The sequence below is a fragment of the Anaerobacillus sp. 1_MG-2023 genome, from assembly GCF_030547345.1.
Classification (GTDB): domain Bacteria; phylum Bacillota; class Bacilli; order Bacillales; family Guptibacillaceae; genus Guptibacillus; species Guptibacillus hwajinpoensis_B.
Genome location: NZ_JAUORD010000001.1, coordinates 375,358 through 398,779 on the forward strand (window position 1 = coordinate 375,358; position 23,422 = coordinate 398,779).

At 40.9% G+C, this 23,422-nt stretch carries 28 protein-coding genes; 4 read left to right on the forward strand and 24 right to left on the reverse strand.

Features of this window, described 5'->3' with window-relative positions:
• Window positions 1-86 precede the first annotated feature (86 nt).
• From Q4550_RS01995 to Q4550_RS02050, 12 genes are all read right to left on the reverse strand, one after another.
• The gene (locus Q4550_RS01995; protein ID WP_194220634.1) at window positions 87-1,796 is read right to left on the reverse strand and encodes an ABC transporter ATP-binding protein; all 1,710 of its coding nucleotides are present in this window, start codon (window positions 1,794-1,796) and stop codon (window positions 87-89) included.
• A 239-nt stretch (window positions 1,797-2,035) separates the two neighbouring features.
• Window positions 2,036-2,893, reverse strand: coding sequence for an SDR family oxidoreductase (locus Q4550_RS02000; RefSeq protein WP_303529965.1), 858 nt, complete (start codon window positions 2,891-2,893; stop codon window positions 2,036-2,038).
• Window positions 2,894-3,034: 141 nt separating this feature from the next.
• On the reverse strand, window positions 3,035-3,319 hold the full coding sequence (locus tag Q4550_RS02005) for a hypothetical protein (RefSeq protein WP_303529967.1): 285 nt from the start codon (window positions 3,317-3,319) through the stop codon (window positions 3,035-3,037).
• A gap of 27 nt (window positions 3,320-3,346) precedes the next feature.
• Window positions 3,347-3,520 (reverse strand): hypothetical protein, encoded by a 174-nt coding sequence (locus Q4550_RS02010; protein ID WP_194220631.1) that lies wholly within the window; start codon window positions 3,518-3,520, stop codon window positions 3,347-3,349.
• A gap of 23 nt (window positions 3,521-3,543) precedes the next feature.
• A complete protein-coding gene (locus Q4550_RS02015; protein WP_303529968.1) occupies window positions 3,544-3,759 on the reverse strand; it encodes a hypothetical protein in 216 nt (71 codons plus the stop codon).
• Window positions 3,760-3,798: 39 nt separating this feature from the next.
• A complete protein-coding gene (locus tag Q4550_RS02020) occupies window positions 3,799-4,026 on the reverse strand; it encodes a hypothetical protein (RefSeq protein ID WP_303529970.1) in 228 nt (75 codons plus the stop codon).
• Between the two features lie 101 nt (window positions 4,027-4,127).
• Window positions 4,128-4,496 (reverse strand): hypothetical protein, encoded by a 369-nt coding sequence (locus tag Q4550_RS02025; RefSeq protein ID WP_303529972.1) that lies wholly within the window; start codon window positions 4,494-4,496, stop codon window positions 4,128-4,130.
• An 18-nt stretch (window positions 4,497-4,514) separates the two neighbouring features.
• Window positions 4,515-4,682 carry a DUF4083 family protein gene (locus Q4550_RS02030; protein ID WP_303529974.1) on the reverse strand — a complete coding sequence of 56 codons (168 nt, stop codon included), beginning with the start codon at window positions 4,680-4,682 and terminating at the stop codon, window positions 4,515-4,517.
• 346 nt (window positions 4,683-5,028) lie between these two features.
• Window positions 5,029-5,544 carry a DinB family protein gene (locus Q4550_RS02035; RefSeq protein WP_303529976.1) on the reverse strand — a complete coding sequence of 172 codons (516 nt, stop codon included), beginning with the start codon at window positions 5,542-5,544 and terminating at the stop codon, window positions 5,029-5,031.
• 239 nt (window positions 5,545-5,783) lie between these two features.
• Entirely contained in the window at window positions 5,784-6,038 is a 255-nt protein-coding gene (locus Q4550_RS02040; protein WP_303529977.1) for a hypothetical protein, read from the reverse strand.
• Between the two features lie 226 nt (window positions 6,039-6,264).
• Complete coding sequence (locus tag Q4550_RS02045; RefSeq protein WP_303529979.1) at window positions 6,265-7,638, reverse strand: sensor histidine kinase; 1,374 nt, start codon at window positions 7,636-7,638, stop codon at window positions 6,265-6,267.
• Between the two features lie 22 nt (window positions 7,639-7,660).
• Window positions 7,661-8,350 carry a response regulator transcription factor gene (locus Q4550_RS02050; RefSeq protein WP_303529982.1) on the reverse strand — a complete coding sequence of 230 codons (690 nt, stop codon included), beginning with the start codon at window positions 8,348-8,350 and terminating at the stop codon, window positions 7,661-7,663.
• Window positions 8,351-8,532: 182 nt separating this feature from the next.
• On the opposite strand from Q4550_RS02050, the gene Q4550_RS02055 reads away from it, so the two are divergent.
• A complete protein-coding gene (locus tag Q4550_RS02055; protein WP_303529984.1) occupies window positions 8,533-8,901 on the forward strand; it encodes a PepSY domain-containing protein in 369 nt (122 codons plus the stop codon).
• A gap of 140 nt (window positions 8,902-9,041) precedes the next feature.
• On the opposite strand, the gene Q4550_RS02060 is transcribed toward Q4550_RS02055, so the two are convergent.
• The 5 genes from Q4550_RS02060 to Q4550_RS02080 form a co-directional block, all read right to left on the reverse strand.
• Window positions 9,042-9,503, reverse strand: a complete 462-nt coding sequence (locus tag Q4550_RS02060; protein WP_303530469.1) for a hypothetical protein — start codon at window positions 9,501-9,503, stop codon at window positions 9,042-9,044.
• Window positions 9,504-9,505: 2 nt separating this feature from the next.
• Window positions 9,506-10,294: a hypothetical protein gene (locus Q4550_RS02065; protein WP_303529985.1), complete on the reverse strand. Its 789-nt coding sequence runs from the start codon at window positions 10,292-10,294 to the stop codon at window positions 9,506-9,508.
• Between the two features lie 218 nt (window positions 10,295-10,512).
• Entirely contained in the window at window positions 10,513-11,769 is a 1,257-nt protein-coding gene (gene secD, locus Q4550_RS02070) for a protein translocase subunit SecD (RefSeq protein WP_283152754.1), read from the reverse strand.
• Between the two features lie 104 nt (window positions 11,770-11,873).
• Window positions 11,874-12,080, reverse strand: a complete 207-nt coding sequence (locus tag Q4550_RS02075) for a hypothetical protein (protein WP_283152755.1) — start codon at window positions 12,078-12,080, stop codon at window positions 11,874-11,876.
• A gap of 119 nt (window positions 12,081-12,199) precedes the next feature.
• Window positions 12,200-13,126 carry an alpha/beta hydrolase gene (locus Q4550_RS02080; protein WP_303529992.1) on the reverse strand — a complete coding sequence of 309 codons (927 nt, stop codon included), beginning with the start codon at window positions 13,124-13,126 and terminating at the stop codon, window positions 12,200-12,202.
• Window positions 13,127-13,273: 147 nt separating this feature from the next.
• Between Q4550_RS02080 and Q4550_RS02085 the strand changes: the two genes are divergently transcribed.
• The gene (locus Q4550_RS02085) at window positions 13,274-14,173 is read left to right on the forward strand and encodes an ArsR/SmtB family transcription factor (protein ID WP_303529995.1); all 900 of its coding nucleotides are present in this window, start codon (window positions 13,274-13,276) and stop codon (window positions 14,171-14,173) included.
• 102 nt (window positions 14,174-14,275) lie between these two features.
• Here Q4550_RS02085 and Q4550_RS02090 read toward each other — a convergent pair whose 3' ends face one another.
• The 7 genes from Q4550_RS02090 to Q4550_RS02120 all read right to left on the reverse strand — a co-directional run bounded on the left by Q4550_RS02090 (window position 14,276) and on the right by Q4550_RS02120 (window position 19,974).
• On the reverse strand, window positions 14,276-15,199 hold the full coding sequence (locus tag Q4550_RS02090; protein WP_303529998.1) for a zinc-dependent metalloprotease: 924 nt from the start codon (window positions 15,197-15,199) through the stop codon (window positions 14,276-14,278).
• Between the two features lie 675 nt (window positions 15,200-15,874).
• Window positions 15,875-16,006, reverse strand: coding sequence for a hypothetical protein (locus Q4550_RS02095; protein ID WP_303530001.1), 132 nt, complete (start codon window positions 16,004-16,006; stop codon window positions 15,875-15,877).
• 203 nt (window positions 16,007-16,209) lie between these two features.
• A complete protein-coding gene (locus tag Q4550_RS02100; protein ID WP_194220617.1) occupies window positions 16,210-16,371 on the reverse strand; it encodes a YvrJ family protein in 162 nt (53 codons plus the stop codon).
• A gap of 70 nt (window positions 16,372-16,441) precedes the next feature.
• A complete protein-coding gene (locus Q4550_RS02105; RefSeq protein WP_194220616.1) occupies window positions 16,442-16,660 on the reverse strand; it encodes a DUF2922 domain-containing protein in 219 nt (72 codons plus the stop codon).
• 38 nt (window positions 16,661-16,698) lie between these two features.
• Complete coding sequence (locus Q4550_RS02110) at window positions 16,699-16,917, reverse strand: DUF1659 domain-containing protein (protein WP_226616647.1); 219 nt, start codon at window positions 16,915-16,917, stop codon at window positions 16,699-16,701.
• A gap of 196 nt (window positions 16,918-17,113) precedes the next feature.
• The gene (locus tag Q4550_RS02115) at window positions 17,114-17,953 is read right to left on the reverse strand and encodes an aldo/keto reductase (protein ID WP_303530008.1); all 840 of its coding nucleotides are present in this window, start codon (window positions 17,951-17,953) and stop codon (window positions 17,114-17,116) included.
• Window positions 17,954-18,159: 206 nt separating this feature from the next.
• A complete protein-coding gene (locus tag Q4550_RS02120) occupies window positions 18,160-19,974 on the reverse strand; it encodes a sulfatase-like hydrolase/transferase (RefSeq protein ID WP_303530010.1) in 1,815 nt (604 codons plus the stop codon).
• Between the two features lie 225 nt (window positions 19,975-20,199).
• Between Q4550_RS02120 and Q4550_RS02125 the strand changes: the two genes are divergently transcribed.
• Both Q4550_RS02125 and Q4550_RS02130 read left to right on the forward strand, forming a co-directional pair.
• On the forward strand, window positions 20,200-21,666 hold the full coding sequence (locus Q4550_RS02125) for a flavin monoamine oxidase family protein (protein WP_303530013.1): 1,467 nt from the start codon (window positions 20,200-20,202) through the stop codon (window positions 21,664-21,666).
• A 247-nt stretch (window positions 21,667-21,913) separates the two neighbouring features.
• The gene (locus tag Q4550_RS02130; protein ID WP_283152761.1) at window positions 21,914-23,359 is read left to right on the forward strand and encodes an alanine/glycine:cation symporter family protein; all 1,446 of its coding nucleotides are present in this window, start codon (window positions 21,914-21,916) and stop codon (window positions 23,357-23,359) included.
• Window positions 23,360-23,422 lie beyond the last annotated feature (63 nt).

Genomic DNA, 23,422 nt, shown 5'->3' on the forward strand with positions numbered 1-23,422 from the left:
AAACGAGCATTTTCATTACAATTGATAAGACCCCGATTTGGAAAAAGAAAAACGATCCCTACGTATCATAGGAATCGTTTCATTCATCACCCAAACTGGGCTTTATGCAGACGGCTGTATATACCGCTTGATTCGATAAGCTCCGCATGGTTTCCTTGCTCGGCAATCCCATCCTTCGTCACAACCATAATCCGATCAGCATTCTTAATGGTTGCAAGACGGTGGGCAATCACAAGCGTCGTGCGCCCTTCCGTTAGTTCTTCCAGTGACTTTTGAATCGCTACTTCCGTTTCCGTGTCGAGAGCAGAAGTCGCTTCATCTAAAATAAGAATCGGTGGATTTTTCAAGAACATGCGCGCGATCGCAAGCCTCTGTTTCTGACCACCAGAAAGCTTCACACCTCTTTCACCAATCACCGTATCCAATCCGTCTGGCTGACTATAAATAAAATCATCTAGCTTTGCTTTCCGCGCTGCTTCAAGAATTTCTTCATCTCCAGCTAATAGATTCCCATAAGCGATGTTCTCGCGAAACGTTCCTGAGAACAGGAACACATCCTGCTGCACGATTCCAATCTGACTTCGAAGAGAGGAAAGCTTCAATTCTCTCACATCGATCCCATTAATCGTTATCGCACCACTCTGAATTTCATAAAAGCGAGGCAGCAAACTACAAAGCGTTGTTTTGCCAGCTCCAGACGGGCCAACAAACGCAACCGTCTCCCCAGGCTGTATAGATAAGTTGATTTTATTTAATACAGGCGCATAGCCCTCATAGCCAAACGAGACATCTTGATAGCGAATCTCTCCGCTAAGCGCCATTTCAATCGCATCTTCCGAATCCTGAATGTCTGGATCAGTATCAATGATTTCGGTATAACGCTTAAACCCAGCGATCCCTTTCGGATAGCTTTCAATAACGGCATTAATTTTCTGGATTGGTCCGATAAGTATATTTGATAATAAAATAAACGCAACGAACTCTCCGTACGTGAGCTCTCCTGAGATAACGAAAAAAGTACCGAACAGCAGCGTAAATAGCGTTACGACTCGCATTAATAGATAGTTCGACATGACGTTTTGCGCCATAATTTTATACGATTGAAGCTTAGTTGAGCGATAGCTCTCATTGTTTTGACGGAACTTCTCCTGTTCATGGTGTTCATTTGCAAACGCCTGAACGACGCGAATCCCTCCGATGCTATCTTCTACGCGGGAATTAATTTCAGCAACATCCTGAAACATGCGTCTGAACGTTTTCGTCATCTTTTTATTAAAGTAGATGGCGAGAATAATAAGAAGTGGAATAACGATAAAGGAAAGAACGGCAAGCTTCCAATTAATCATCAGCATCAATCCAAATGAACCAAGTAGCGTCATCACCGCCACAAAGACATCCTCTGGGCCATGATGCGCTACCTCGCCAATTTCTTCGAGATCTTTTGTAAGTCTTGAAATGCTGTGACCCGTTTTACTATTATCATAGTAACCAAATGATAGCTTTTGCATATGCGTAAACAGCTTCTGACGCATATCTGTTTCAATGTTAATCCCGAGCTTATGTCCCCAGTAGGTGACGATAAAATGCAGGCCGGTATTTATTAAGTAAATGAGGAGCAACCCAGCACACGCGAGAAGAATGATGCCCCAATTTCCCTCGGGTAGTAACCGATCGATTACTTGATTCACCGCAAGTGGAAAAGCAAGCTCCAACACTCCGACGATGATGGCGGATACGAAATCAAGGATAAATAGCCATTTGTATGGCCGGTAATAAGAAAAGAAGCGTTTGAGCAAAGAAAAACCTCCCTATAACATGATCGAATCAATGACACTCATCACAATTGAGATCCATTATCAATTATAGAGTTTTAACTGACCGAATACAATCTTTTCTTCGCCTAAAAAAAGCCGCACACTCATGAATGCTGATCCATGAGTGTGCGGCTTATCTTGGTTAAGGCGGTTTGGCCAATAAATTTCATTTTTGGCCAATAAACGGAGCTTCCGGCCTAACACCGGGCCGTCTACTCGCATTAGGAGGACATATAGTCCCCACCGTTTACGTGAATGCACTGGCCTGTCATGTAAGAACCGTCATCAGATGCTAGTAAAACGTATGGACCGAACAGTTCAGAAGGCTGCCCTGGGCGTCCCATCGGATTATCGGTTCCGAATTCTGCAACGGAATCTTCGTCAAATGTAGATGGAATGAGCGGTGTCCAGATCGGGCCTGGTGCTACCATATTTACACGGATGCCTTTGTCTACAAGGCTCGCAGCCATACTGCGTGTAAACGCCACGATCGCGCCTTTTGTAGAGGTATAGTCAATTAGCACCTTATTTCCTGTATAAGGATTAATGGAAGTCGTGTTAATGATCGAGCTTCCTTTTTGTAAATGCGGCACTGCGTACTTCGTCATGTTAAAAACAGAATAGACATTTGTTTTAAACGTTTGATCCCACTGCTCGTAAGAAATGTCTTCAATGCTTTCCGTTGGAAACTGAATCGCCGCGTTATTCACGAGAATGTCGAGCTTCCCAAAGTGATCAAGCGTTTTATCGATTAGATCCTTGCATTCTTTTTCTTCCGAGACATCCCCCGGAATCAACAGACATTTGACGCCTTCTTGCTCAACAAACTTCTTCGTCTCGTCGGCGTCGCTCTGTTCTTTCTCAAGATAGTTAATCGCAACGTTCGCGCCTTCTTTCGCATAAGCAATCGCAACCGCGCGACCGATTCCACTGTCACCGCCAGTAATGAGCGCTACTTTTTGATCCAGTTTGTGACTGCCTATGTAATCATGCGGTTGATCAGGCATTGGCGTCATTTTAGATTCGATACCAGGCTGTTCAGGCTGCGTTTGTTTTGGTTGTCCGTTTTGATTATTCACGTGATCTCTCTCCTTCTCTCTTCATTAAGTGAGTTTTTTATGCTGTTTTAATGAAATACCACGGAAGGAAAAAGTGTAAACTTCTGTAAGCGAATCCAGAATGAAAAGGGTAAAAATGTAATAGCCGTTATCTGCTATAGTCTAGATACCGAAGAAATAAGTTATCCATGTAGCAGCGACGGCGATACCAGCAATAAGAGACAATCCGATATTTAACATCGCAAGATTTTTTTGACCATCCGCTATGTTTTTTAATCCAGTAAGAAGCAATCGAATAAACCAAAACGTTAGTAAAAAACCCCAGCCTATATAATCATTAAATGGATCTGAATCAAACAAAAATTGAATAGCTCCAATGAAGAGAGCGGCATTAATGAGTCCCATTACTATTTTGCGGAGTTTCTTCCCCTGATGATTTTCCTTCATTTCCATCTCCTTTCGCTCCAAGTTCACTTATTTCATTTTCTTGATCAAATTCTTCCCCACTACTCGAGCGAGGAGTCCAGCGATTAAAGCGATGACGATGCTGATAACCGTGTTATCCGTCCACTCTTGCCCAAGGGCAAATCCAATCGCTAGCGCAATGCCGATGACAAGCCCTAACATCACTCCTTGCACTTGACTCATGTTCTCACCTCCAACTGAACGCTCTAGTCTTCTGAATCTCCGAAACTTTCCTCGCTGCTATACCGTCGACTCGGATGATCGAGAATCTCACCATATTTCCACAGGCGAACTTGCCTTAGTATAAGCCCAACAAAAAGACCAGCCATCGCGATGATTAATCCCGCTTTATAGCTGGTTAGAAGGGAGAATAACAATAAAAAGCAGGAAGGAATCGCAATGATGATCTGAACTCTTTTCATCGATGTCCTCCTATTGATCTTTTTCATACTGATCGCTTATTAATCAAACTGCTGAATGTAATCAAAAGGAAAGGTTAATGAAAAATAGCCGAACGCTAAAGTTACGACTGCGAAGAAAACCAAATTCATGACCTGGATTTGCTGTGACTTAGCGTAGCTTTTATGAATTAGGAACAGAATCACAGCGTTTGGTAGCATCAATAAGAGATAAAGTTTTACCAACAGACTACTCTCCACACTCTTACTAAAAACCACTCCGTCATTCATCAGAAACATCCCGTTAAAAAATAAAATCGGACATAGAATGAGACACACCACACTATATAACACCAACAATAATGAAATCCCTTTTAATTGAGCAATTCGGCTCACTGAAATTCTCTCTCCCTTTTCAACTTCTTCCACAGAACGACTAATTGAAGAAGTGACATGATGACGATAACCTGGACCCCGAGATTACTAAATGAAATGCCTAAAGTTGATTCACCCCCGACTAATTTCAAAACAGCTAGCAGAAACAGCAAATAGATGATCATAAACAGCTGAGACTGAAATAACTCTTTTACTGTATATTCTCTCAAGCGTTTGAAAAGAAACGATGCAACAACAGTCCCAAACATAAGCAGGAGTAGAATGGATGAAGGAAAGGTTTCTTGTAAACTCATATCTGGAAAATAATCATAGATCAATAACAACGTGATAGAAAACAGAAACAAACCCTCTATCGCTTTTGCCAAAACCTTGCTTCTCTCCTTTCATCTATCAGACGGTGCTTTCTCTTTCTCAAGCAGCCGATCAACTTTAGTTTCTAATCGATCAAGCTTTGAGCTTCTCTTTCTGAAACTCACAACGATGAAGACAATCCCACCCAGAACGCCAAACATTAAAAGAAATGCAACTAATTGAAATAGGATATCCCCCATATAAAAACCGCCTCTTTAGTAGTTTGAAATAGCTTTTTATTACACATCGCAATACGAACACTAGCCACTACACTTATGATGGCTATAAATTTAAGTAACATATTCTCCAAAACTCTCAAAGGATAATCCAAGTAAAACCATTCCGAATAAACTTAATAAGCCGGCCAACATGAATTTCACAACTTCCCCCCTCGGTCCCCACCTTAATTTTACCATTTCTTCAATGATTTTGTTCCCCTCGTTTTCCATTATGAAGGTGATTTTCATTGAGAAAAATAAAAAAACGACAACTCATAATGGCTGTAGCCCTTTACGAGTCGTCGCTTCTATTATTATTATTATGAATTCATCCTTGTTCAGGATAGTCCAAATAGCGGTTGATATCGGATGGCGTTAAGAGATCGGTGTCCGTCGGTTCATAACCTAGAGCTCGCGCAAGTGTTACGATCTGCCCTTTGTGATGAAATTCATGCGTAATCGTATGCGTCATTAACCATAGCGGAGACAGCTCTTCTTCCTCTTCTTGCCACGGTACCTTGCGACTTATTTTCTCATCATATCGCTCATCATATTCTTCTAGAAAACGATAGACGAGCTGATCAACACGTTCAAACACGGTTCTCATTTCATTTACATCCGTTACATCGTCCACTTCTACGACTGGCTCTTGCATTTCCAAAGCAAAGCGACCTAACCAGCTTTCATAGCACTCTGCGATATGAACGTGTAAATTACGAATCGAACCCCATCCGTATCCATCTACTTCTTTTAAGTAATCATCCTGATCGATTTGCTCACAGAAATGAAAGAGAACTTTACGCGTGTGTTTAACTAAATCATATTGCTCTTTTAGTACGTTCATTGCATTTCCTCCTGTTATCTTAAAGTGACTTCTGTCCGTCACTCGACCGTCTCAAACTATTGCTTCTATCTTCTACTCTTTATTCCTTTTCAACGGTGAACTAAACCTATACTTTTTTAGTGAGTTTGCTCTCAAATCATAGAAATTCACATGACATTTGAACTAATTATGGAGTTACATGTTGGACAATATCTCATCTTTTTTCACTATAAAAATAGAAATAAAGCTTCCTCTCAAGATCAAGAGAGAAAGCTTACTAGTAAAAAGGCTAAGCCGATCAAAATATACTTTAGTGGAAACTGTGATCCTTTTCCTTTTGAAGAAAATTTCCTTATGTCACCTATCACAATGAATAGAAACAAAATCGCAATCACATACAGAAATACTTCACTAATTGAAAAAAGAGAATACACTAATCCGATTAACAGTATCATTGCGATAATTCCGATCAAACTCAATGGAATCATCGTATGCTTAAACGTTATGCTTTTCATTCGCACTCTCCCTTAGTTCCAGAACTTCGAACCACTTCTTCAGCTGTCTGCGTGAAACGTTGCCTAATCATAGAAATAGAGGGAATAAACTTATTAGGATTGTCAATTCAGCCGCTTCCTCTTCCCAATTAATTTGTTTGCGTTACAATAACCCCCACTTCACTTTAGCATATTTATCCATTATTAAGCGATTCTCCCATTGAGAATTTATAAAAAAAGAACCCTCCTAAGAGGATTCATTGTGGATGCTAGAGGACACTTTTTTCATTGGCAATAAGACTGTAAACGTACTTCCCACATCGACTTCACTTTTCACTTGGAGCTTACCTTGATGGTTCTCCACTAACTCCTTTGCGATGGAAAGACCTAGTCCGGTTCCTCCCGTTTCACGTGAGCGGTTTTTGTCAACGCGATAGAAGCGTGAAAAGATTTTCGACTGTTCCTCTTTTGGAATGCCGATACCAGTATCGGAAACGCTTAGTACAGCACCATCATCATGTGTTAAGTCAACGGTGATCGTCCCTTCCTCCGTATACCTCACGGCGTTTTCAACTAAAATAACCGCAATTTGCCGAAGCTGCTCAGCATCTCCTAACACAGTGACATTCTTTTCAAGATTTCCGATAAGATGTATTTCCTTATTTCCTTCGAATTGACTGATCACACGCTCAACAATACGAGTAAGATTAACGTTCTCCATCCTACTTTCAAAATGTTCATTACGAGCGATCGTGAGCATTTGTTCTAAAATATGCTTCATTCGGTTACTTTCATCATCTAACGCTTGAATTGACTTTTCCAAAACAGATGGATCGTCCTTCCCCCACCTTTTAATTAAATTCAAATGACCACGAAATGCGGTTAGTGGGGTTCTTAATTCATGTGAAGCATTGGAAACAAAGCTTTTCTCTCGTTCAAACTGTTCTTCTAGCTCCTGAAGTAGCTGATTGAACGTTCCGGCAAGTTCCTTCAGCTCTTTAGGATTCGAAGGTTCAAAAATCCGCTTCTGCAGATCTGACGAACCGTCTATTTTACTCACTTCATCCGTCATGTTTAGAAGCGGGTACAGCTTCTTTTTTGTAAATTGATAAATCAAAATGGAGCCAATTATAATACTTACTATCCCTGTGATGAGAAGGATAAAGAAAATAAGCTGAATGAATTCAAACTCATCTTCCATATCGACTTTTAAATGAATATTACCATCGGTAAAAGATACATCGTTTCGATAAAATAACCCTTCCTCTTTGTTCCATATAAACTGATCAAACAACGGCAGGTTTACTTCATCACTTATATCTAGTGTTTCGTCGTCTCCTCTCGATTGCGCGAGAATTTTCGCGTCTTCACGGATTTCAACATAATAATCGGCATGATCCGGATACAATACTTCATCAAGTGACTCCTGAACATCATCTTCCCGTACAATCATCAGCAATTTTTCTTCCATCGCTCCAACATCATCCTGTGTTCGATCTATCAAGAAAAATCCGATTGTACCAAGCACAACGATACCGATTAGGATAAGGGCGATAATAAACTGCCACACGTACCATGATGTAAATTGATGAAGTAGCGATTGATTTTGTTGTTTCTTCATGCGATTCCCTCCAATCGAACGCTTATGAAGAGCGAAGGATGTAACCGATTCCTCTAACCGTATGAATAAGCGTTGGTTCATACTCTCGATCTAACTTGTTGCGAAGGTAGCGGATGTAGACGTCGACCACATTCGTCTCTCCAACAAAGTCGTAGCCCCAAACCGCTGAGAGAAGCCACTCGCGACTGAGCGCCTCGCCTTCATGTTTCATGAGAAAAACAAGCAAATCAAACTCTCGCTGAGTGAGTTCAATTTCATTGTTTTCCCGTACGACGCGCCGACTTTTTACATTCACTTCAAGATTCGCAATCGTTAACTTATCTTCATCCTGTTGCTTACTTTGAGACTGAGCGCGTCGTAATACAGCACGAATGCGCGCAAGCAATTCTTCAATTTCAAAAGGCTTTGTAATGTAATCATCCGCACCACGATCAAGACCGAGAATTTTATCCCCAACATAATCTCTGGCAGTAAGGATAATAATCGGAACGCGACTCGTTTTACGTATCCGTCTACAAACTTCCAGTCCATCAAGCTTCGGAATCATCCAATCTAATAAAATAACGCTCCATTCTTTTTCTTGAAATCGAGCCATCGCTTCCTCTCCATCACGCGCCGCTGTCACGTCGTACCCTTCATGCTCAAGCTCTAACTTCATGAACTGAATAACATTTATTTCATCTTCTACAAGAAGAATTGATTCTTTCTCCATCTCTCCTCACCCCTTATTTCTTCTTCCTCTATTGTAACTACCCTTAACGTAAGAAACATTAAATAGAAAATGAGAATTTCATGAGAAAAAGCTCATCCATTTCTCATCCTGCTGTCCTTTTTTTATTAGATTCGATCCGTATCATAAGAAGTGTAGAAAAAACAGTTCAAGGAGGATAACTAATGAATATGAAAAAAACACTTATTATCGGCGGAACCGCATTAGGCATAGCTGGAGGAGCTCTTCTCTATCAAGGATCAGACGGTATAGAGAATGTGCTCGCTTCGGGCAATAACGAAAGCAAACTAATTGAGGAGGCTAAAATTTCTGAAGCTGAAGCTGAAAAAATCGCATTGGAAGAGGTTTCCGGAGACGTGATTGAAAAAGAAGTCGAGAAAGAAGACGGGAAGATCGTTTATGAGTTCGATATCAAAACCGATACCGGTGAGAAAGAAGTTGAAATTGACGGCATGAGTGGCGATGTTATTCAAGTTGAAGATGATGGTGAAGACGATGATGAGGAACAGAAGGAAGAGTCCGTAACTCAGTAATAAACTAAATCATGTTTGAGTTTATCTTAAATTATAAATTTAGACCAACACCCTCCTCCGATCGAGGAGGGTGTTGGTCCTTTATGGTCATGGGGGTAATGTGTACACGATTCTTTTATTATTAACTACTTCTTATTCACTCAATGCATCACTTTCGCCAATCCTAAAGCTAAATGTTCCCAAAGAATTTTTTCAACGACCTCCCCGTCAGTAATATCGCAGTTCACAATTAAAATCACTTCAGATTGTTTCCCTTTTAACTGTCGCTTTTTCTTATTAGTTGTCAATACAATAATCAAACGAATCACCAACCCAGTAACAAAACCAACGATCGCTCCGATTAATCCCCAATAGATTGGTCCCCACTTCCATTCAAAACCAAGGCTAGCAGTAACTACGGAAAACGCCGTGGCTAACGGCATTGCAATGTCAATAAGCGATATCCCGTCTGACCGATGGAGGGTATCAAATATCTTTCTATTTTCTTCACGATTATCAAGTGGGACTGCATAGATATCTTCTCGCTTAATACCGACCTTTTCTAGATTTGAAATAGCTATTTCTAAAAAGATATTATTTTCAAAAGTTGAGAACACTTGCATACTCATACCAGTTTTTTCCCTTTCAACATACAGAATGATGCTGCTTGATAATTCTTTTTAAGGAAACGCCTTTGACTTTTTTCATACAGCTTATTATTTTCGACTGTATTCATGTAAGCATCGAATATAGCAAAACCGTATAAAGAAGGAAACATGAGTAACCACTCCGGTTTTAGAACACTAGTCGCCAATTCAATTTCACCTAAGAACAGCAAAGATACTCCTTCTAGCATGTGGGAATAATAAAAGAATATAACACTCCAGATGATTACGACGAAGGCACTTACAATCCTATGTATGTATAGCTGCCCGAGCCCCGGCATAAGTAATGACCATAACGCCGCTAAAAGCGGGCTTCTTTTATCTAAGTAATTGATTTCTAATGCCCCTATACTAAAAGAATTGATTTCATGATCTTCTCGTTCAGCAAGGATATAAACATTATTCATATCAACCGTTGATCGATAACTATCCCATATGGCGAAGATGTAAACTGGAATGTAGATAAGGAGCCATCGGGTATCTAAAACCGTTTTTGCCATAGATATGTTCCCCTGAAAAGAATAAATCATGGCAAGGTTCACGTGCGCTTTTAAGTTAATCACAACTTCCCATGCTAATAACAGAAAACCTCTTATATACTTAGAAAGCAATAAGTGACCAAACCCTGGAAAAGAGACAGACCACCAAGCAATAATGTAAGGATTTCTTAAATGGATTTGCGTGGTTCCAAGGATACTTACATAAGCTTTATACCTTCTGGCTGTATTATCGTTCTTGTAATTATCCAATTAAACTCACCCTCACATCCAAAATGATGCTGTTATTTTCTCCTCATCCACGAATAATTATCACAATCCTTATTAGTCACACTATAATACCGAAAATGAGTTGGAAGAAATACAATTTTCAGCTCATACATTTCAATGATTCGCCACCTATGAAATTAGAAGAAACAAAAAAAGCTCAAGATAAGGAAATATCCTTTAATCTCTTGAGTAAATATTGTTTAAGATTTACTATCTTGATTCCATTCCACGAGCTTTGTCTCCCCAATCATATACAACAGAAGTCGCAATAGCGCATAGCATGTTAGAAATCCAGCAACAATGCTAATCAATAGCATTGTCGCAAAACCTTTCACACTGCCTACGCCGAATACAAACAGTCCTGCCGCAGCCATTAATGTTGTGAGATGCGCATCAGCAATCGTAAGAAACGTTCGATTCGACGCTTGCATCACTCGCTCTTCAAATGACAAACGACGATCCTCTATTTCTTTTAAACGTTCAAACGTAATGATCGTCGCATCTACCGCCATACCAAGACCAAGAATGAAAGCAGCCAGTCCTGTTAACGTTAGGACGCCTTCCAGAAAAACGAAAATTCCTATAGCTAAATAAAGATAGCTGATCATACAAAGGATCGAGAGCAAGCCCAGCCAACGATAGCGCCAAATCATGAATAAAAAGATAAGCGTCATAGCTATGATTCCCGCTATCATCGTATTTTTCAACGCCTGTTCACCAAGCTGACCACTAACAGATTGTGAAGAAATCTCTTCTAAAGGAGCAGGGAGATCTCCAGTGCTAAGCGCTTTGGAAAGGAGTTCTGCTTCTTTTTGGGTGAATTCACCTGAAATCGCCATCCCGGAATTTTTTGTCCAGGCCTCATTTATATATCCTTCGAAAAGAATCTTTGAATCTTCCTTTGCTTTCTCTTTTATATACGCATCCCCGTCAACGTAATCAAGCCATAAAGCAAGACGTTGATCCTCATAAGTCTTAGTCACGTTTCTCATATCAATGGAGTCGCCGAACTCGATGGTCACGACGGGGGCAATGTCCTTGGAATACTGTTCTATTCCGACAGATTTGAAATCAGTGGACGAAAGGACAAGATTGTCATCTGTATCCCGAAACGTAATATTTCCGCCAATGGAAATAAACTCGCGCGCTTCCTCCTGATCTTCCACGCCAGGCACCTGTATGCGAATGCGATCTTCATCCTCAATCGTAATGACGGGCTCGCTAATACCTAGCAAGTCAATCCGATCACTGATCAGAGCAGCTGTTTGTTTGACACGTTCTTCTTCTGGTATGTTTTTTTCTTCGTAAGGATCCTGTACTTCATAAAGAATCTCAAACCCGCCCTGTAAATCTAGTCCGAGCTTTAATTCTTCTTGAATGGTTTTAGACGTTGTAATCATTAAGAGAAATATAAGTGCGATGGTGATCGTAGTGGAAATGATCCAGCTTTTTTTCATTAAGTAACAAACACCTTTTGTGAGAGTAGAGAATTCAAATCATGCCTGTCTCTTGCTTATCTAACTGTTCATGGGGATTTCACTATGAGGCTCGGAAAAATCATTTAAGCATTATTTGGCTTTCGCTTTCGATATGAGCGATACAACGAGTTACCGATAAACATAGCAAATCCATAACAAACCGCTACGATCGTGAAAGCAATAAGATTGTCATTCACAATTAAGAGCACACCTACAAGGATAAAAAGCATGAGTCCTAAAATATTTATCCTCCAATATGGTTTCGACAATAGCTGTTTTCTAGACTCCATTTCCACCACTCCTTTTTTGATGATCAATGACTTTCTATACTACTTGTACGATTCCACTTCTGTTTGGTTTCATTTTCCAGATAAACAAAAATTGTCTAACTCATTTTGGAGAAACGTTCTTACTGCTTCGTTACAAAACGAACCGCTTCTTCTAACACATTGGGAAATTCATTCGGCCATTCATGCCCGATGCCTTCATTTACAATCAGCTTGCAAGGTATCTGATAATCTTCAAAAAGTTGAGAAGCTTCCAATACACTTTCATAGAAAGGATCTTGATCACCCGTTATAATGCATCCTCTTGCCTCGGGGTTCAGCTGATTGTGCAAAATTTCTTTTAGTGAATGGATATCGAAAGCTGGTGCAATAGCAATAAAGAAATTAAACTCTTCCATATCATTACTTAAGCTCATTTGAGTTGCGATACTTCCTCCTTGCGATGCGCCGGCGAGTATTTGTTTTTTATCTGATATATCAACACGTTGAGTAAATTCACAATACGTCTTTCTTACATCATTATAAGCAACAGCCACATCATCCCATGCGTAACATTGGTAGCTGAAAAGTTGAGAAGATTGAGGAAATCCCATCAAGTACTTCGTGACGAGATTCTCATCAGACCACTGCTCCGTAAAGTCTTTTGCATTTGAACCTTTCCAATGCAAAGGAAAAATGACCGTATCCGCTTCAGAATGCCCCTGAATGGTTAACTCCGCATGTGCAGATGCTTTTGTGTTTTCAAAGATCTCACGACATTGACTTACGATCGACTTAAATTCTGGGTGGGCTTGCAAGGGGGTCAACTCTGGATCAGATGTTAGAATTTCCGGGTTCCACCACAGTCCATGTTTGAGAACTTCTTTTAGTTCACCAACACCTTCTTCGTTCTTCCCTTCCATTACATAAATATTCGCTCTCCAATGACCCAACCGATCTCTTTTATGAGGAAACTTTTCTTTCGCTTCTTCCATAACACGCAAAGCTTCTTCGTTTTCTTTACTTTCCACAAGTTCAATCACCCTATTCTGTAGATCAGCAAACCTCATTGTAAAAACCTCCCAATATCTTAATTAGTTCAATATTAATTGAACTAATATATTAAGTCAATGTTTAGGTAGTCAATGTTTTGATTATTCTAATTAGGAACACCGTATGGTAAGATATGAAAAAAAGAGAGATATGGAGGGACGCCTATGCCATTGCAAGTTAGAACGCTTTCTTCACCTGTTTATGAACTCTTATTAAGCATTTCGTTATATAAAAGACAAACATTAATGAAATATTTAGATCTTGGCGCAAAGTGGCCTAAGGATATTGAATTGTCCATTTCCCCTGAGTTACATTCTTTGATTGCTTCAAAAGAGAACATGTTCTTTGAAGACATATTAGTTTTATTGATTGAACAATCACCATACAAAGACAAAATCGATCTCTTTTTTGATTGGTTAGGAAATCTATCTGGCGGTGAGCTTTTTGAACGAATCGCTCCATTATTAGACGTTGATCGAACACTTCCTGCTGATCTATCATCACAAAGAGATCAATCACTCACGTTGTTAAAAGCCTGGAATGAGCAATATTTTCAACACATGGATCCCGATCTTTCTGGCCGATTAAATCGTGACGCAGAAGAGAAAAACGATAAGCTTAAGAATCAATCACAAGAGGATGTTGTTTTAGAAGCGAGTCATTTCATCATTGAAACGACTAGCGTGAAGAGCGTTTGTTTGATTCCCGCCATTCACCTTCAACCTATTTCGTTTATCGATCATTTGAAAGATACGCTATACATCACCTATCCTATTAAAGATGCGAAAGATGAACTAACTGAAGTTCTTCGTTTCACCAAAGCGCTAGGGGATGAAAAACGACTAAAGATCTTGAAGTTTTTATCTCACGAACCTTCTACTTTCACCAATATCGTTTCGGAATTTGGCATGGCAAAAGGGAATATCCATCATCATCTTTCCATTTTAAGAGGGGCTGGATTGTTGAATATTCACGTCAGGGATAAGCGGAATACATTTTATTACAGCACAAACAAAGAAATCGCAGAAGAGTTACGTAAGAAGGTGGATCAGTTTCTTAAATAGTGCCTGTCACCACCTGATAATTCGGCTAATCTACGCCTTTTAAATGAAAAGAGCGCTCAAACGAATCGTTTGAGCGCTCTCACCTATTGCTACTGATATGTATTAATTTCCATACCAACCTTTATGTGCTTCTATTAAATTATCATGATCTTCGTCCCAATAATCAACACTATAAGAATAGTCATAGTTCATAATGCATTTAATCCCACTGCCTTGAGCATCGTGATTTAGTCCATAGTTATGAGAGAATTCGTGCTGAGCCGCGTGCCATGTATTCGTTGCGCCCTGATCGAGGTTAACTGATACTGCACTACCATAAGGTGAGTTCGGATAAACATAAGCAATACCGCCTGAGTTGAAATTAGCATCTCTCGTGAAGCCTACTACAAAGTCGTATCCATTTCCATTCCAGTCCTTGTCCATGTCCTGAAGAATTTCAGATGCATTTGCCCCTTCAGAAGTCCACTCACCAAGAGCTTTAATCTCAAAATCAATGTTATGATCACGTGTAAACCCATTATCCGCGTTCTCAACAATGTTTTGCGTGAGCGTTTGCCAGTCGCTATGTGCAGCACGATACTCTTCATCCGCAGCAATCAATACGGTCACTACGCTAGCATCAGTTGCAGTTGGTGTTGTCGTTCCGCCTGAACCTCCAGTTGATCCTCCGTTACCGCATAATAGAATACACAATTCGCCTTCTTCATTAACCTGTTTTTTAGCATTCTTTTTGTTTTGTTTGTCTGCTAGTTTGTCTGCTTTCTTTTCTGCATTTTTCTTGATTTTCTTTTCTCCGATTTTCTTACCTTTTTCATCCAAAACATCCGCTACTGAAGAACTCTCCACTTCAGCTGGACGATCAAACTTCTCTTTCCCTTTTGTTTTGGCTTTGGGAAGTTCATGACCGATCATAACCTCTGATCCCTGTGAATCTAGCTCTGCTGTTTTTGCACTTGTCTCCCCGAATCCTGGTACGATAGCGATTGATAATGCAAGCGTCAATGCTACAAGTCCTTTACGTTTCATACGTGTTCCCCCTGAGAAGTATTTTTAACACATCTCCTAATCTAGCACATGGGTTCCTACATTCGCGGGGGTCAAATGATAGAAATCTACCAAAATATGTCTAGGCTAAATGGATGATTTTTTTTACTTCTCTTTAACAATTGAATCCCTTTCATTTACAATTCAACCTTTATCAATTGTATTTAGCCATTTAACAGGTTTACTTATTAAGGTAAAAGACTATAATGGCGCGGTTTTCAATAATATAACTTCCTTCAAGTTTTAATAGGTATTTCGTCTCGATAGTTGATAGTTTCTTAAATAGTGCCTGTCACCACCCGATTCTTGTCCTATTATGTCGAACTGTTACGAGTGTGGTGATGCTTATCGTTTTATCAAACCTAACGTCAAACTCTGATCCGCTTCCCCCTACTTCCCTATCACCTTTCTTCTCTATTAATCTTTCATGTCTTTTAGGCTCTTCAACCGCTGAAGGCACTAGATCAGATAGGAAACATTGGACAGAGAATGACTACCTTTACAGCGCCGACAAGAAGCATCAGCGCTGTAAAAGTAGCCGCTCATTACTACTGAAGTATACTGAGACCTTCTGAGGTTTCCACCGTATCACCCGATTTGAACGCTTGAATTTCTTCAACAGCACGCTTTCTACACATTAAACCAGCCCAATGTGCGTCATCTTCGCGCTGCTACCGTACCGTAGTACGCCTGGTTACCTACCCGAACCGTTAAAGGCCGTTCTCGCCATAGCTTCTCACCACAGAAACCGGGAACTGTGTATTTTTGAGAATGCTGAATTTTCTGCATCGGCTTCAGCTCACCTGACAAGTTTTGTTTTTAAACGTGTGGTAGGCGTTCCACGTTCTGATCAGCGGCGCACTTGAAGAAACCTCACTATCTCTCATTTTAAATAGAGCATGGGAAGCCGCTGTTCTATATGAAGTTGATCGTGCCATTATGTAATAGGGAAAATGGGAGAGAGGCCCCCGCCTTCTCTCCTGTGCAATACATCACCCTGTATGTTGATTCGAACTTCGAGCGTTTAAGTGATCTGGCAGCTGCAGAATCGTATCGTTCAGCGTATCGAGCTTCTGTTCAATGCGGTGCAGCAAATAAAGCGTCACCACAACCGGGAAGCCAACATCGCTAATGAGAGACATCCAGGACTCCATTCCTTCCCCCTCCTCGTTCGTTTAATAGACTTACTAAAAAGGAAGGACAATTGCCCTTCCTTTAAACTACTTAACCGATGATAATGTCGTTCTCATTACGTTCAACGATACGAGCGCCTTTTTTCGAAACAAGATCGCCTCCGCTCGTTGTAAAACAGTTCTGCGTAATGAGCGTATCCATCGCCGCTGCGATTGCAGCTGGATTAACAGGCTCGACTGGATCGCTTAGAGTGATGGAGAACGGTTTGTTGTCACGCGTGTTGAATTGAAGTTCTAGTGTTTTAGCCATTTGGGATTCCCTCCTTTCTTCCCTTTATTGGTGACTACTTACGACTGAAGATCAGATGAATCATTGCGCTCAACTGCGAACAAATTGTGCTGTTGAAGCGGTGCTAATGCCAATGCGACTGCAAAAAGCGCATCAGGCGTAGCAGAAGTTTTCACGTTGTTGAAGTTCTTGCTGCGGAAAATGGATTTACCGTTTTCGTCAACGCCTACTTCAAGTACCATGCGAAGCTGCGTATCCATGAGAGATGCTGTTGCCATGTCGATCACCTCCTTTCACCTTATATATCGTTTGGAAAGTGGGAAAAGGGGCATTGGGGGAAATAAAATTATCTGGAACTAAAAAAGCCGACCCCACAATGGGACCGGCTTCGTTAAAAGATACTATTAGGAATCTGTGAATACTTCCAAACAAAAGGACCGCATCAAAAGTGCGGTCCTTCTTCTATCATCGCTATTACATTTTAAAATCGAATTCATCTGGGTGTGGGCCGCTACGAGCATTGTCATTCAATGCATCAAGCTGCTTCATTTCCTCTGAAGTGAGTTCAAAATCAAAGAGATCGATGTTCGCTTCGATGCGCTTTTCGTTCATTGATTTTGGAATTGTAATCACGTTATGTTGAAGATCCCAGCGAAGGATTACTTGCGCTACAGATTTATTGTACTTCTCAGCAATGCCAGAGATTGTTTCATTATTTAACAACTCACCAGCCATTAGTGGAGACCATGCTTCCACTTGAATGTTGTGCTCTTCGCAATACGTTCTGACTTCTAATTGTGTCAGACGAGGGTGGAATTCAATTTGGTTAATCACTGGTGTAATCTCGAAGTTTTTACGAAGATCTTCAAGATGATTCACATGGAAGTTACTAACACCAATTGAACGAACACGCTTTTCTTTGTATAGCGTCTCAAGTGCTTTCCAAGGCTCCTGGTATTTGTTATCCCCTGGCCAGTGAATAAGGTAAAGATCTAAATACTCAAGACCTAGCTTAGATAAGCTGGTTTCATAAGCTTGAATCGTTTCATCGTAAGATAGCCCGTCGTTCCATACTTTTGAAGTAATAAAGAGCTCATCTCTTGTTACGAGACCTTCTTCAATCGCCTGATTCACGCCGCGACCGACACTTTCCTCGTTGCCGTAGATCGCTGCTGTATCAATGCTGCGGTAGCCTTTCTTAATAGCCGTTTTCACTGCTTCGACTAATTCTTGGCCTTCCTCTACTCTAAATACGCCGTAACCTAGTTCCGGCATTTCAATATTGTTATTTAGTGTTTTTGTTTGAACAGTCATGATTCATTGCTCCTTTCAATACTCCATTCATTGGTTTACCCGTAGATTTTATTTTAAATCTTCTCATCGAGAAAATCACGTTAAACGCATTATAGAAGTGGAAGGTGCCTGTCACCACCCGTTATTTGGCGTTTCATGTCGAAGGAGGAAGAGCATTTGCTCTTTCTCCTTTGTATTCTAATACTTAACAACAGTAAAGCTCATTCTTACGTAAACTCACATGGCGGCATCCCCGGTACTGCTCCACTCGAAGGGGAGAGGCGTTTTTGGCGACATTGTTCTTCTAGTACGAGATTTACGATTTTCTGCACTTCTTTTGATTCGGGTGTTTCAAAGTCAGGATGAGCGAGGTTTTTCTCCTCTAGGGGGTCAAGTGTTAAGTTATACAATTCGAATTCATCTGGCACCGGGGTTGTTTTCGTAGTCGTGATGCACTCCGAAACCTGTTCATCTGCATTTGGTGGAACAGGGTCGGATTGAGTGACCGTAACGTCCGAGACTCCAGGGTTACTCCAAAACTGAGGATTATCATAATACCGTCCATATTTCCAGATTTCCTTCTTTTTATCGCTTCCAGTAGGAAGCGTAGTAATAACGGCTTCAATATGATTCGGTTGAATAACGGACTCATAAGGCTCACCCGTTACGGTCACTTGATTCGGACCCCTCGTCACGTCGTCATCCGTCATAAAGTATAGTGGTTCATTAGCACGATAAAATCGCTTCCTACCTGACAATAATGGGGTGAGGTCTCTTCCAACAAGAGGATGAACTTCTGTATGATCAAGACTTAACATCTCTTGAACTTCTTCCTCATCGATTCCCGCAAGCCCTAACATAGTTGGCAGAACGTCCACGTGACTCGTTAGCATCGTTGTGCTCTCTTTACCTGAGAAAAGAGACGGACTATGAATAATCAGCGGAACATGAATCGATTCCTCATACATGTTATACCATTTTTGATAAAGTTCCCCGTGCGCGCCAAGGAGATCGCCGTGGTCTGAAAGGAAAAGAACAATCGTATCTTCATAGAATATCGATTTTTTCAACGCTTGAAAAACTTTCATCATCTCGTTATCTGCCTGTTTCTGTAGAGAATAATAGAGCTTTCTATAAAATGGCGTATCAATTAAAGGCTGTAAAGCTTTAGGATACACGTCGCGATAGCTACTTTGTGCACGAGGTTTTGTGTAAAGAGATTCTAAAGATGTAGGCGCTTTAGGGATGAACGGAACAGTGGGATCGATTTCAAAGTTATAAAGAGGAAGTTGCTCAGCGATCACGCCATACAGAGCAATATCATGTGGATTAATGAACGAGCTCATGATCATCCACGGAGGCGTTTCCTCTTTTTCTTCCTGCTCAAGGCACTGAATTAAGTCCACCACTTCAGTAGCATACACTACGTCTCGTCCGCTGACCCCGATGGCAGCCGATGAACCGGAATTACGAGGATTGGCACCATGTGGTTCAGGTCCAATCCATCCGTTAAAGCCAAATCCATCTAACCGACTTGCTTCAAGGTACTCCTGAACATTTTCTTTATCAGGCACGCCCGTAGAAGTATAGCTTGGTAGGGCATTGTTTGTCCCCGGAATAATAATATCCACTTCAGAAGCGTGCCATTTCCCTTTCCAGTACGTACGGTATCCCGCTTTACGCAAATAGTCTCCCATTGTTGGAACAGTATTGGGATCGAGCCAAAACATATCTGGATCAAACGGCGTCTTTGCTGCACCACTCGTTTGCGTGACTCCGTGAAGAGAAGGATACTGACCTGTATATAATGTTGTTCTACTTGGTGAACAAGCCGTACTCCCAGCGTAGTGATTTTTAAATTCGAATCCATTTTCTCGCAACAACTCTTGCACCAACAGATTTTCCTTGCTCCACTTCTTTATATCCTCATTTTCATAGATTGAGGGATATCGTTGCTCATCCACCATTAATATAAGAAAATTCGGCTTTTTACACCGTTTTGTAAAAAGAGAGGTGCGAGGCTTCGAATGATCTTTCCTCATGATTCTTTTCCTCCTTCAACTAAAACCCTTAACCCTATTCATGCATTTTCAGTAGTCTATGTAAGCGCCCAGGAAACGGTGCTTCTTAGTGATCAGTCTTGCCGCAATCCACCTAATTCTTTCAACGAATACGCTATTTTTCATAACCTATTTTTCTATCACATACATTAAGAAAGGAAAATATTAGAGGGCTTCATAGCTTTCAAGAGGAGGCTCGGCTAAAATATGGATCAACCGTTCTCTTCATTACGCTATCCAGAAGACTTGCTGTCTCTTATTCAACATGGTCTACCGGGAAAAAGCAGCCCTAAGCACGTCATCATAATTGGAGCTGGACTGTCTGGATTAGTCGCAGGGTCGTTGCTACAGCGGAACGGCCATCATGTGACCATTTTAGAAGGTAATGATCGCATTGGCGGGAGAGTTTATACTTTAAGAAAACCCTTTTCACCGGGACAGTATATGGACGCCGGGGCAATGAGAATTCCAGATAACCATGCTCTTGCACAGGAATACATCAGACATTTCCACCTCCCAACTCATCCGTTTCTAAATGCCACATCAGAAGATTTGATTTTCACGAACAACGTGTTAAAGACGCGAGCGGAATACGAAAAGAATCCTGATATTCTCAGATTTCCTGTAGAAGAAAGCGAGAAAGGAAAGACAGCTACAGATCTGTTTCTTGAAGCAACAAAGCCCTTCATCGACCTTTATAAACAAAGTACGCCTGAAGAGCAAGAAAAGCTCGTAGCTGAATACGGAGAATATTCAATGGGGGAATTTCTGCAGTACAATCCACTAGGTAAGCCATTATCGCTTAACGCCATTCGTTACATTGGTGTGATGCTTGGGATTGAAGGCTTTCCAGAGTTTTCTTTCACAGATATTCTAACGGACATCATTTATCCGATTTTCAGTAAAGAAATTCAGTTCTTTCAAATTGATGGTGGGAATGATCGCCTCCCTCTCTCATTCGCGAACGAGTTGCAAAATCAAATCTACCTTAATCAAAAAGTAATCAAGATCAAGCAGTCAAAGCGCGGCGTTACTGTTACAACACTCAACCCAGAAACGAATGAACGGTATCAAGTGAAAGGCGACTTTGCTATTGTTACCGTTCCTTTTTCTGTTCTGCAATTTATTGACATTGCTCCCTACAACTCCGTGTCCTTTAAAAAATGGCAGGCCATTCGTGAACTCATCAATGTTCCTGCTGTGAAAATTGGAATCGAGTTTCGTCATCGCTTTTGGGAGAAAAATAACGTCGGGAATGCTATAACGGATTTACCGACAAGATTTAGTTATGTGCCGAGTGAAGGGATTGGTTCAAAAGGACCTGCTGTCTTATTAGCAAGCTATTCCTGGGGAGAAGATGCTGTTCTCTGGGGAAGTTTACCGCAAGAAGAATTGACGCGCATCTTGCTAAAGGACCTCGCCAAAATATACGGCGATGAAGTGTATACAGAATTCATCAAAGTCGTTCCTTTTGATTGGAGTCGAAATCCTTACTCAGCTGGGTGCTTTACTCTTTTTACACCCGGACAAGAAAACAACCTCGGTGACATTATTAAGCAGCCTGAGGGGAAGCTTCATTTTGCCGGAGAGCACACCTCCTCTTTTCACGGTTGGATGGAAGGCGCCATCGAATCTGGCCTGCGGGCAGCTTATGAAGTGAACATGGATGAGTAAGCCTAATGGATCCCGTTAAGAACCACTAGTAATAAATCAGGTGGCTTCTTAACGGGTTTTTTGTATTCTTTAAACCTAATAAATAAGGAGACTCCCCCTTCAAGCCAAGTTACTGGTAACTATTACTACATATTGCATAAATGTTGTAATTTGTCGGAATTTATTGATAATTTGTCGATTTTCTGTATAATTAAAAATAGATTTGAATTTTCAGAAAATAACTAACAACTAGAGGAGCGACACAACTATGGCTGAATTTCTATCCGGTATTATTGATTTTTCAAATAACATTCTATGGAGTTATGTATTAATTGCAGGATTACTAGGAATCGGAATTTATTTCACGATTGCTTCCCGATTTGTTCAATTTCGATTTTTTGGAGAAATGTTTCGCGTATTAGGTGAAAAACCTGATTACAAAGATGAGGCCAAAAACATCTCCCCTTTTAAATCATTTTGCGTCGGTGCAGCTACACGTATCGGAACAGGTAACTTAGCAGGAGTGGCAGTGGCCATTACACTCGGTGGTCCTGGTGCTGTTTTCTGGATGTGGATTGTGGCACTTCTAGGTGGTGCGACTGCCTTTATTGAAAGCACACTCGCTCAGGTTTATAAAGTGAAAGGGAAAAACGCGTTTCGCGGTGGACCTGCTTACTATATTGAAAAAGGCCTTAAAGCAAGATGGCTTGGCATTATCTTTGCCGTTCTTATTACGATTACTTTCGGGCTTATCTTCAATTCAGTACAAAGTAACACGATCTCATTAGCATTTGAGAATGCCTTTGGAGTAAATCGTCTTGTGATCGGATTAATCATTACAGCGATTACGGGGCTTGTGATCTTCGGCGGCGTTCACCGCATTGCGAATTTATCTAGTGTGATTGTTCCTGTTATGGCGATTCTTTACATTGTTATTGCGATGATTGTTCTCATTATGAATGTAGCTGAATTACCGTCTGTGATGGCTTTAATTGTTAAGAGTGCATTCGGATTTGAACAAGCTTTAGGTGGAGCCATTGGTGCGGCTATTATGAACGGTGTGAAACGAGGACTATTCTCGAACGAAGCTGGTATGGGTAGTGCCCCGAACGCTGCAGCTACTTCAACGACTTCACACCCGGCTAAACAAGGTTTGATTCAATCATTAGGTGTATTTGTCGATACGATCTTAGTTTGTTCGTCAACAGCGTTTATCATCTTACTTGCCCCTGTATTCCAGACAGGTGATGTAACGGGGATTGAATTGCTTCAGAACTCACTAAACAGCCACGTTGGCGGCTGGTCAGGCATCTTCATTTCAGTAGCTATCTTTCTATTTGCTTTCAGCTCAATCATCGGTTCTTACTACTATGGTGAAACTAATATTGAGTTTATTAAAGAAAGCAAGCCTGCGCTATTTATTTTCCGCCTCGCAACGATGGGATTTGTGCTTATTGGTTCCGTCTCTAGCTTAAGTCTTGTTTGGAAAATGGCCGATTTATTCATGGCCCTAATGACAGTCATTAACTTAATTGCAATCGGGTTACTAGGTAAGATTGCATTCAAAGTATTGAAAGACTACGAAAATCAGCGCAAGCAAGGCAAAAGCCCAGTCTTCAACCCAACTAAGCTTGGCATCAAGGATGCAGATGCCTGGATCGAAGATGAGGAAGAAGATGAAGAGGAATCTAAAAAAGAAGAAGCAGTAGGTTAATAGCGACATTTCAGAGCCCGGTGTATACACTCAGCCGGGCTCTTTACTTATGCGCCCATCACT

Coding starts and splice junctions, on each gene's coding strand:
- Q4550_RS02045 (WP_303529979.1), bottom strand. CDS start 7,638: ATGAAGAAACAACAAAATCAATCGCTACTTCATCAATTTACATCATGG.
- Q4550_RS02060 (WP_303530469.1), bottom strand. CDS start 9,503: ATGCAAGTGTTCTCAACTTTTGAAAATAATATCTTTTTAGAAATAGCT.
- Q4550_RS02040 (WP_303529977.1), bottom strand. CDS start 6,038: ATGAAAAGCATAACGTTTAAGCATACGATGATTCCATTGAGTTTGATC.
- Q4550_RS02120 (WP_303530010.1), bottom strand. CDS start 19,974: ATGAGGAAAGATCATTCGAAGCCTCGCACCTCTCTTTTTACAAAACGG.
- Q4550_RS02130 (WP_283152761.1), top strand. CDS start 21,914: ATGGCTGAATTTCTATCCGGTATTATTGATTTTTCAAATAACATTCTA.
- Q4550_RS02080 (WP_303529992.1), bottom strand. CDS start 13,126: ATGAGGTTTGCTGATCTACAGAATAGGGTGATTGAACTTGTGGAAAGT.
- Q4550_RS02050 (WP_303529982.1), bottom strand. CDS start 8,350: ATGGAGAAAGAATCAATTCTTCTTGTAGAAGATGAAATAAATGTTATT.
- Q4550_RS02105 (WP_194220616.1), bottom strand. CDS start 16,660: ATGGCTAAAACACTAGAACTTCAATTCAACACGCGTGACAACAAACCG.
- Q4550_RS02125 (WP_303530013.1), top strand. CDS start 20,200: ATGGATCAACCGTTCTCTTCATTACGCTATCCAGAAGACTTGCTGTCT.
- Q4550_RS02100 (WP_194220617.1), bottom strand. CDS start 16,371: ATGGAGTCCTGGATGTCTCTCATTAGCGATGTTGGCTTCCCGGTTGTG.
- Q4550_RS02095 (WP_303530001.1), bottom strand. CDS start 16,006: ATGCAGAAAATTCAGCATTCTCAAAAATACACAGTTCCCGGTTTCTGT.
- Q4550_RS02075 (WP_283152755.1), bottom strand. CDS start 12,080: ATGGAGTCTAGAAAACAGCTATTGTCGAAACCATATTGGAGGATAAAT.
- Q4550_RS02110 (WP_226616647.1), bottom strand. CDS start 16,917: ATGGCAACAGCATCTCTCATGGATACGCAGCTTCGCATGGTACTTGAA.
- Q4550_RS02085 (WP_303529995.1), top strand. CDS start 13,274: ATGCCATTGCAAGTTAGAACGCTTTCTTCACCTGTTTATGAACTCTTA.
- Q4550_RS02035 (WP_303529976.1), bottom strand. CDS start 5,544: ATGAACGTACTAAAAGAGCAATATGATTTAGTTAAACACACGCGTAAA.
- Q4550_RS02005 (WP_303529967.1), bottom strand. CDS start 3,319: ATGAAGGAAAATCATCAGGGGAAGAAACTCCGCAAAATAGTAATGGGA.
- Q4550_RS02020 (WP_303529970.1), bottom strand. CDS start 4,026: ATGAATGACGGAGTGGTTTTTAGTAAGAGTGTGGAGAGTAGTCTGTTG.
- secD (WP_283152754.1), bottom strand. CDS start 11,769: ATGAAAAAAAGCTGGATCATTTCCACTACGATCACCATCGCACTTATA.
- Q4550_RS02030 (WP_303529974.1), bottom strand. CDS start 4,682: ATGGGGGATATCCTATTTCAATTAGTTGCATTTCTTTTAATGTTTGGC.
- Q4550_RS02015 (WP_303529968.1), bottom strand. CDS start 3,759: ATGAAAAGAGTTCAGATCATCATTGCGATTCCTTCCTGCTTTTTATTG.
- Q4550_RS02010 (WP_194220631.1), bottom strand. CDS start 3,520: ATGAGTCAAGTGCAAGGAGTGATGTTAGGGCTTGTCATCGGCATTGCG.
- Q4550_RS02055 (WP_303529984.1), top strand. CDS start 8,533: ATGAATATGAAAAAAACACTTATTATCGGCGGAACCGCATTAGGCATA.
- Q4550_RS02115 (WP_303530008.1), bottom strand. CDS start 17,953: ATGACTGTTCAAACAAAAACACTAAATAACAATATTGAAATGCCGGAA.
- Q4550_RS02090 (WP_303529998.1), bottom strand. CDS start 15,199: ATGAAACGTAAAGGACTTGTAGCATTGACGCTTGCATTATCAATCGCT.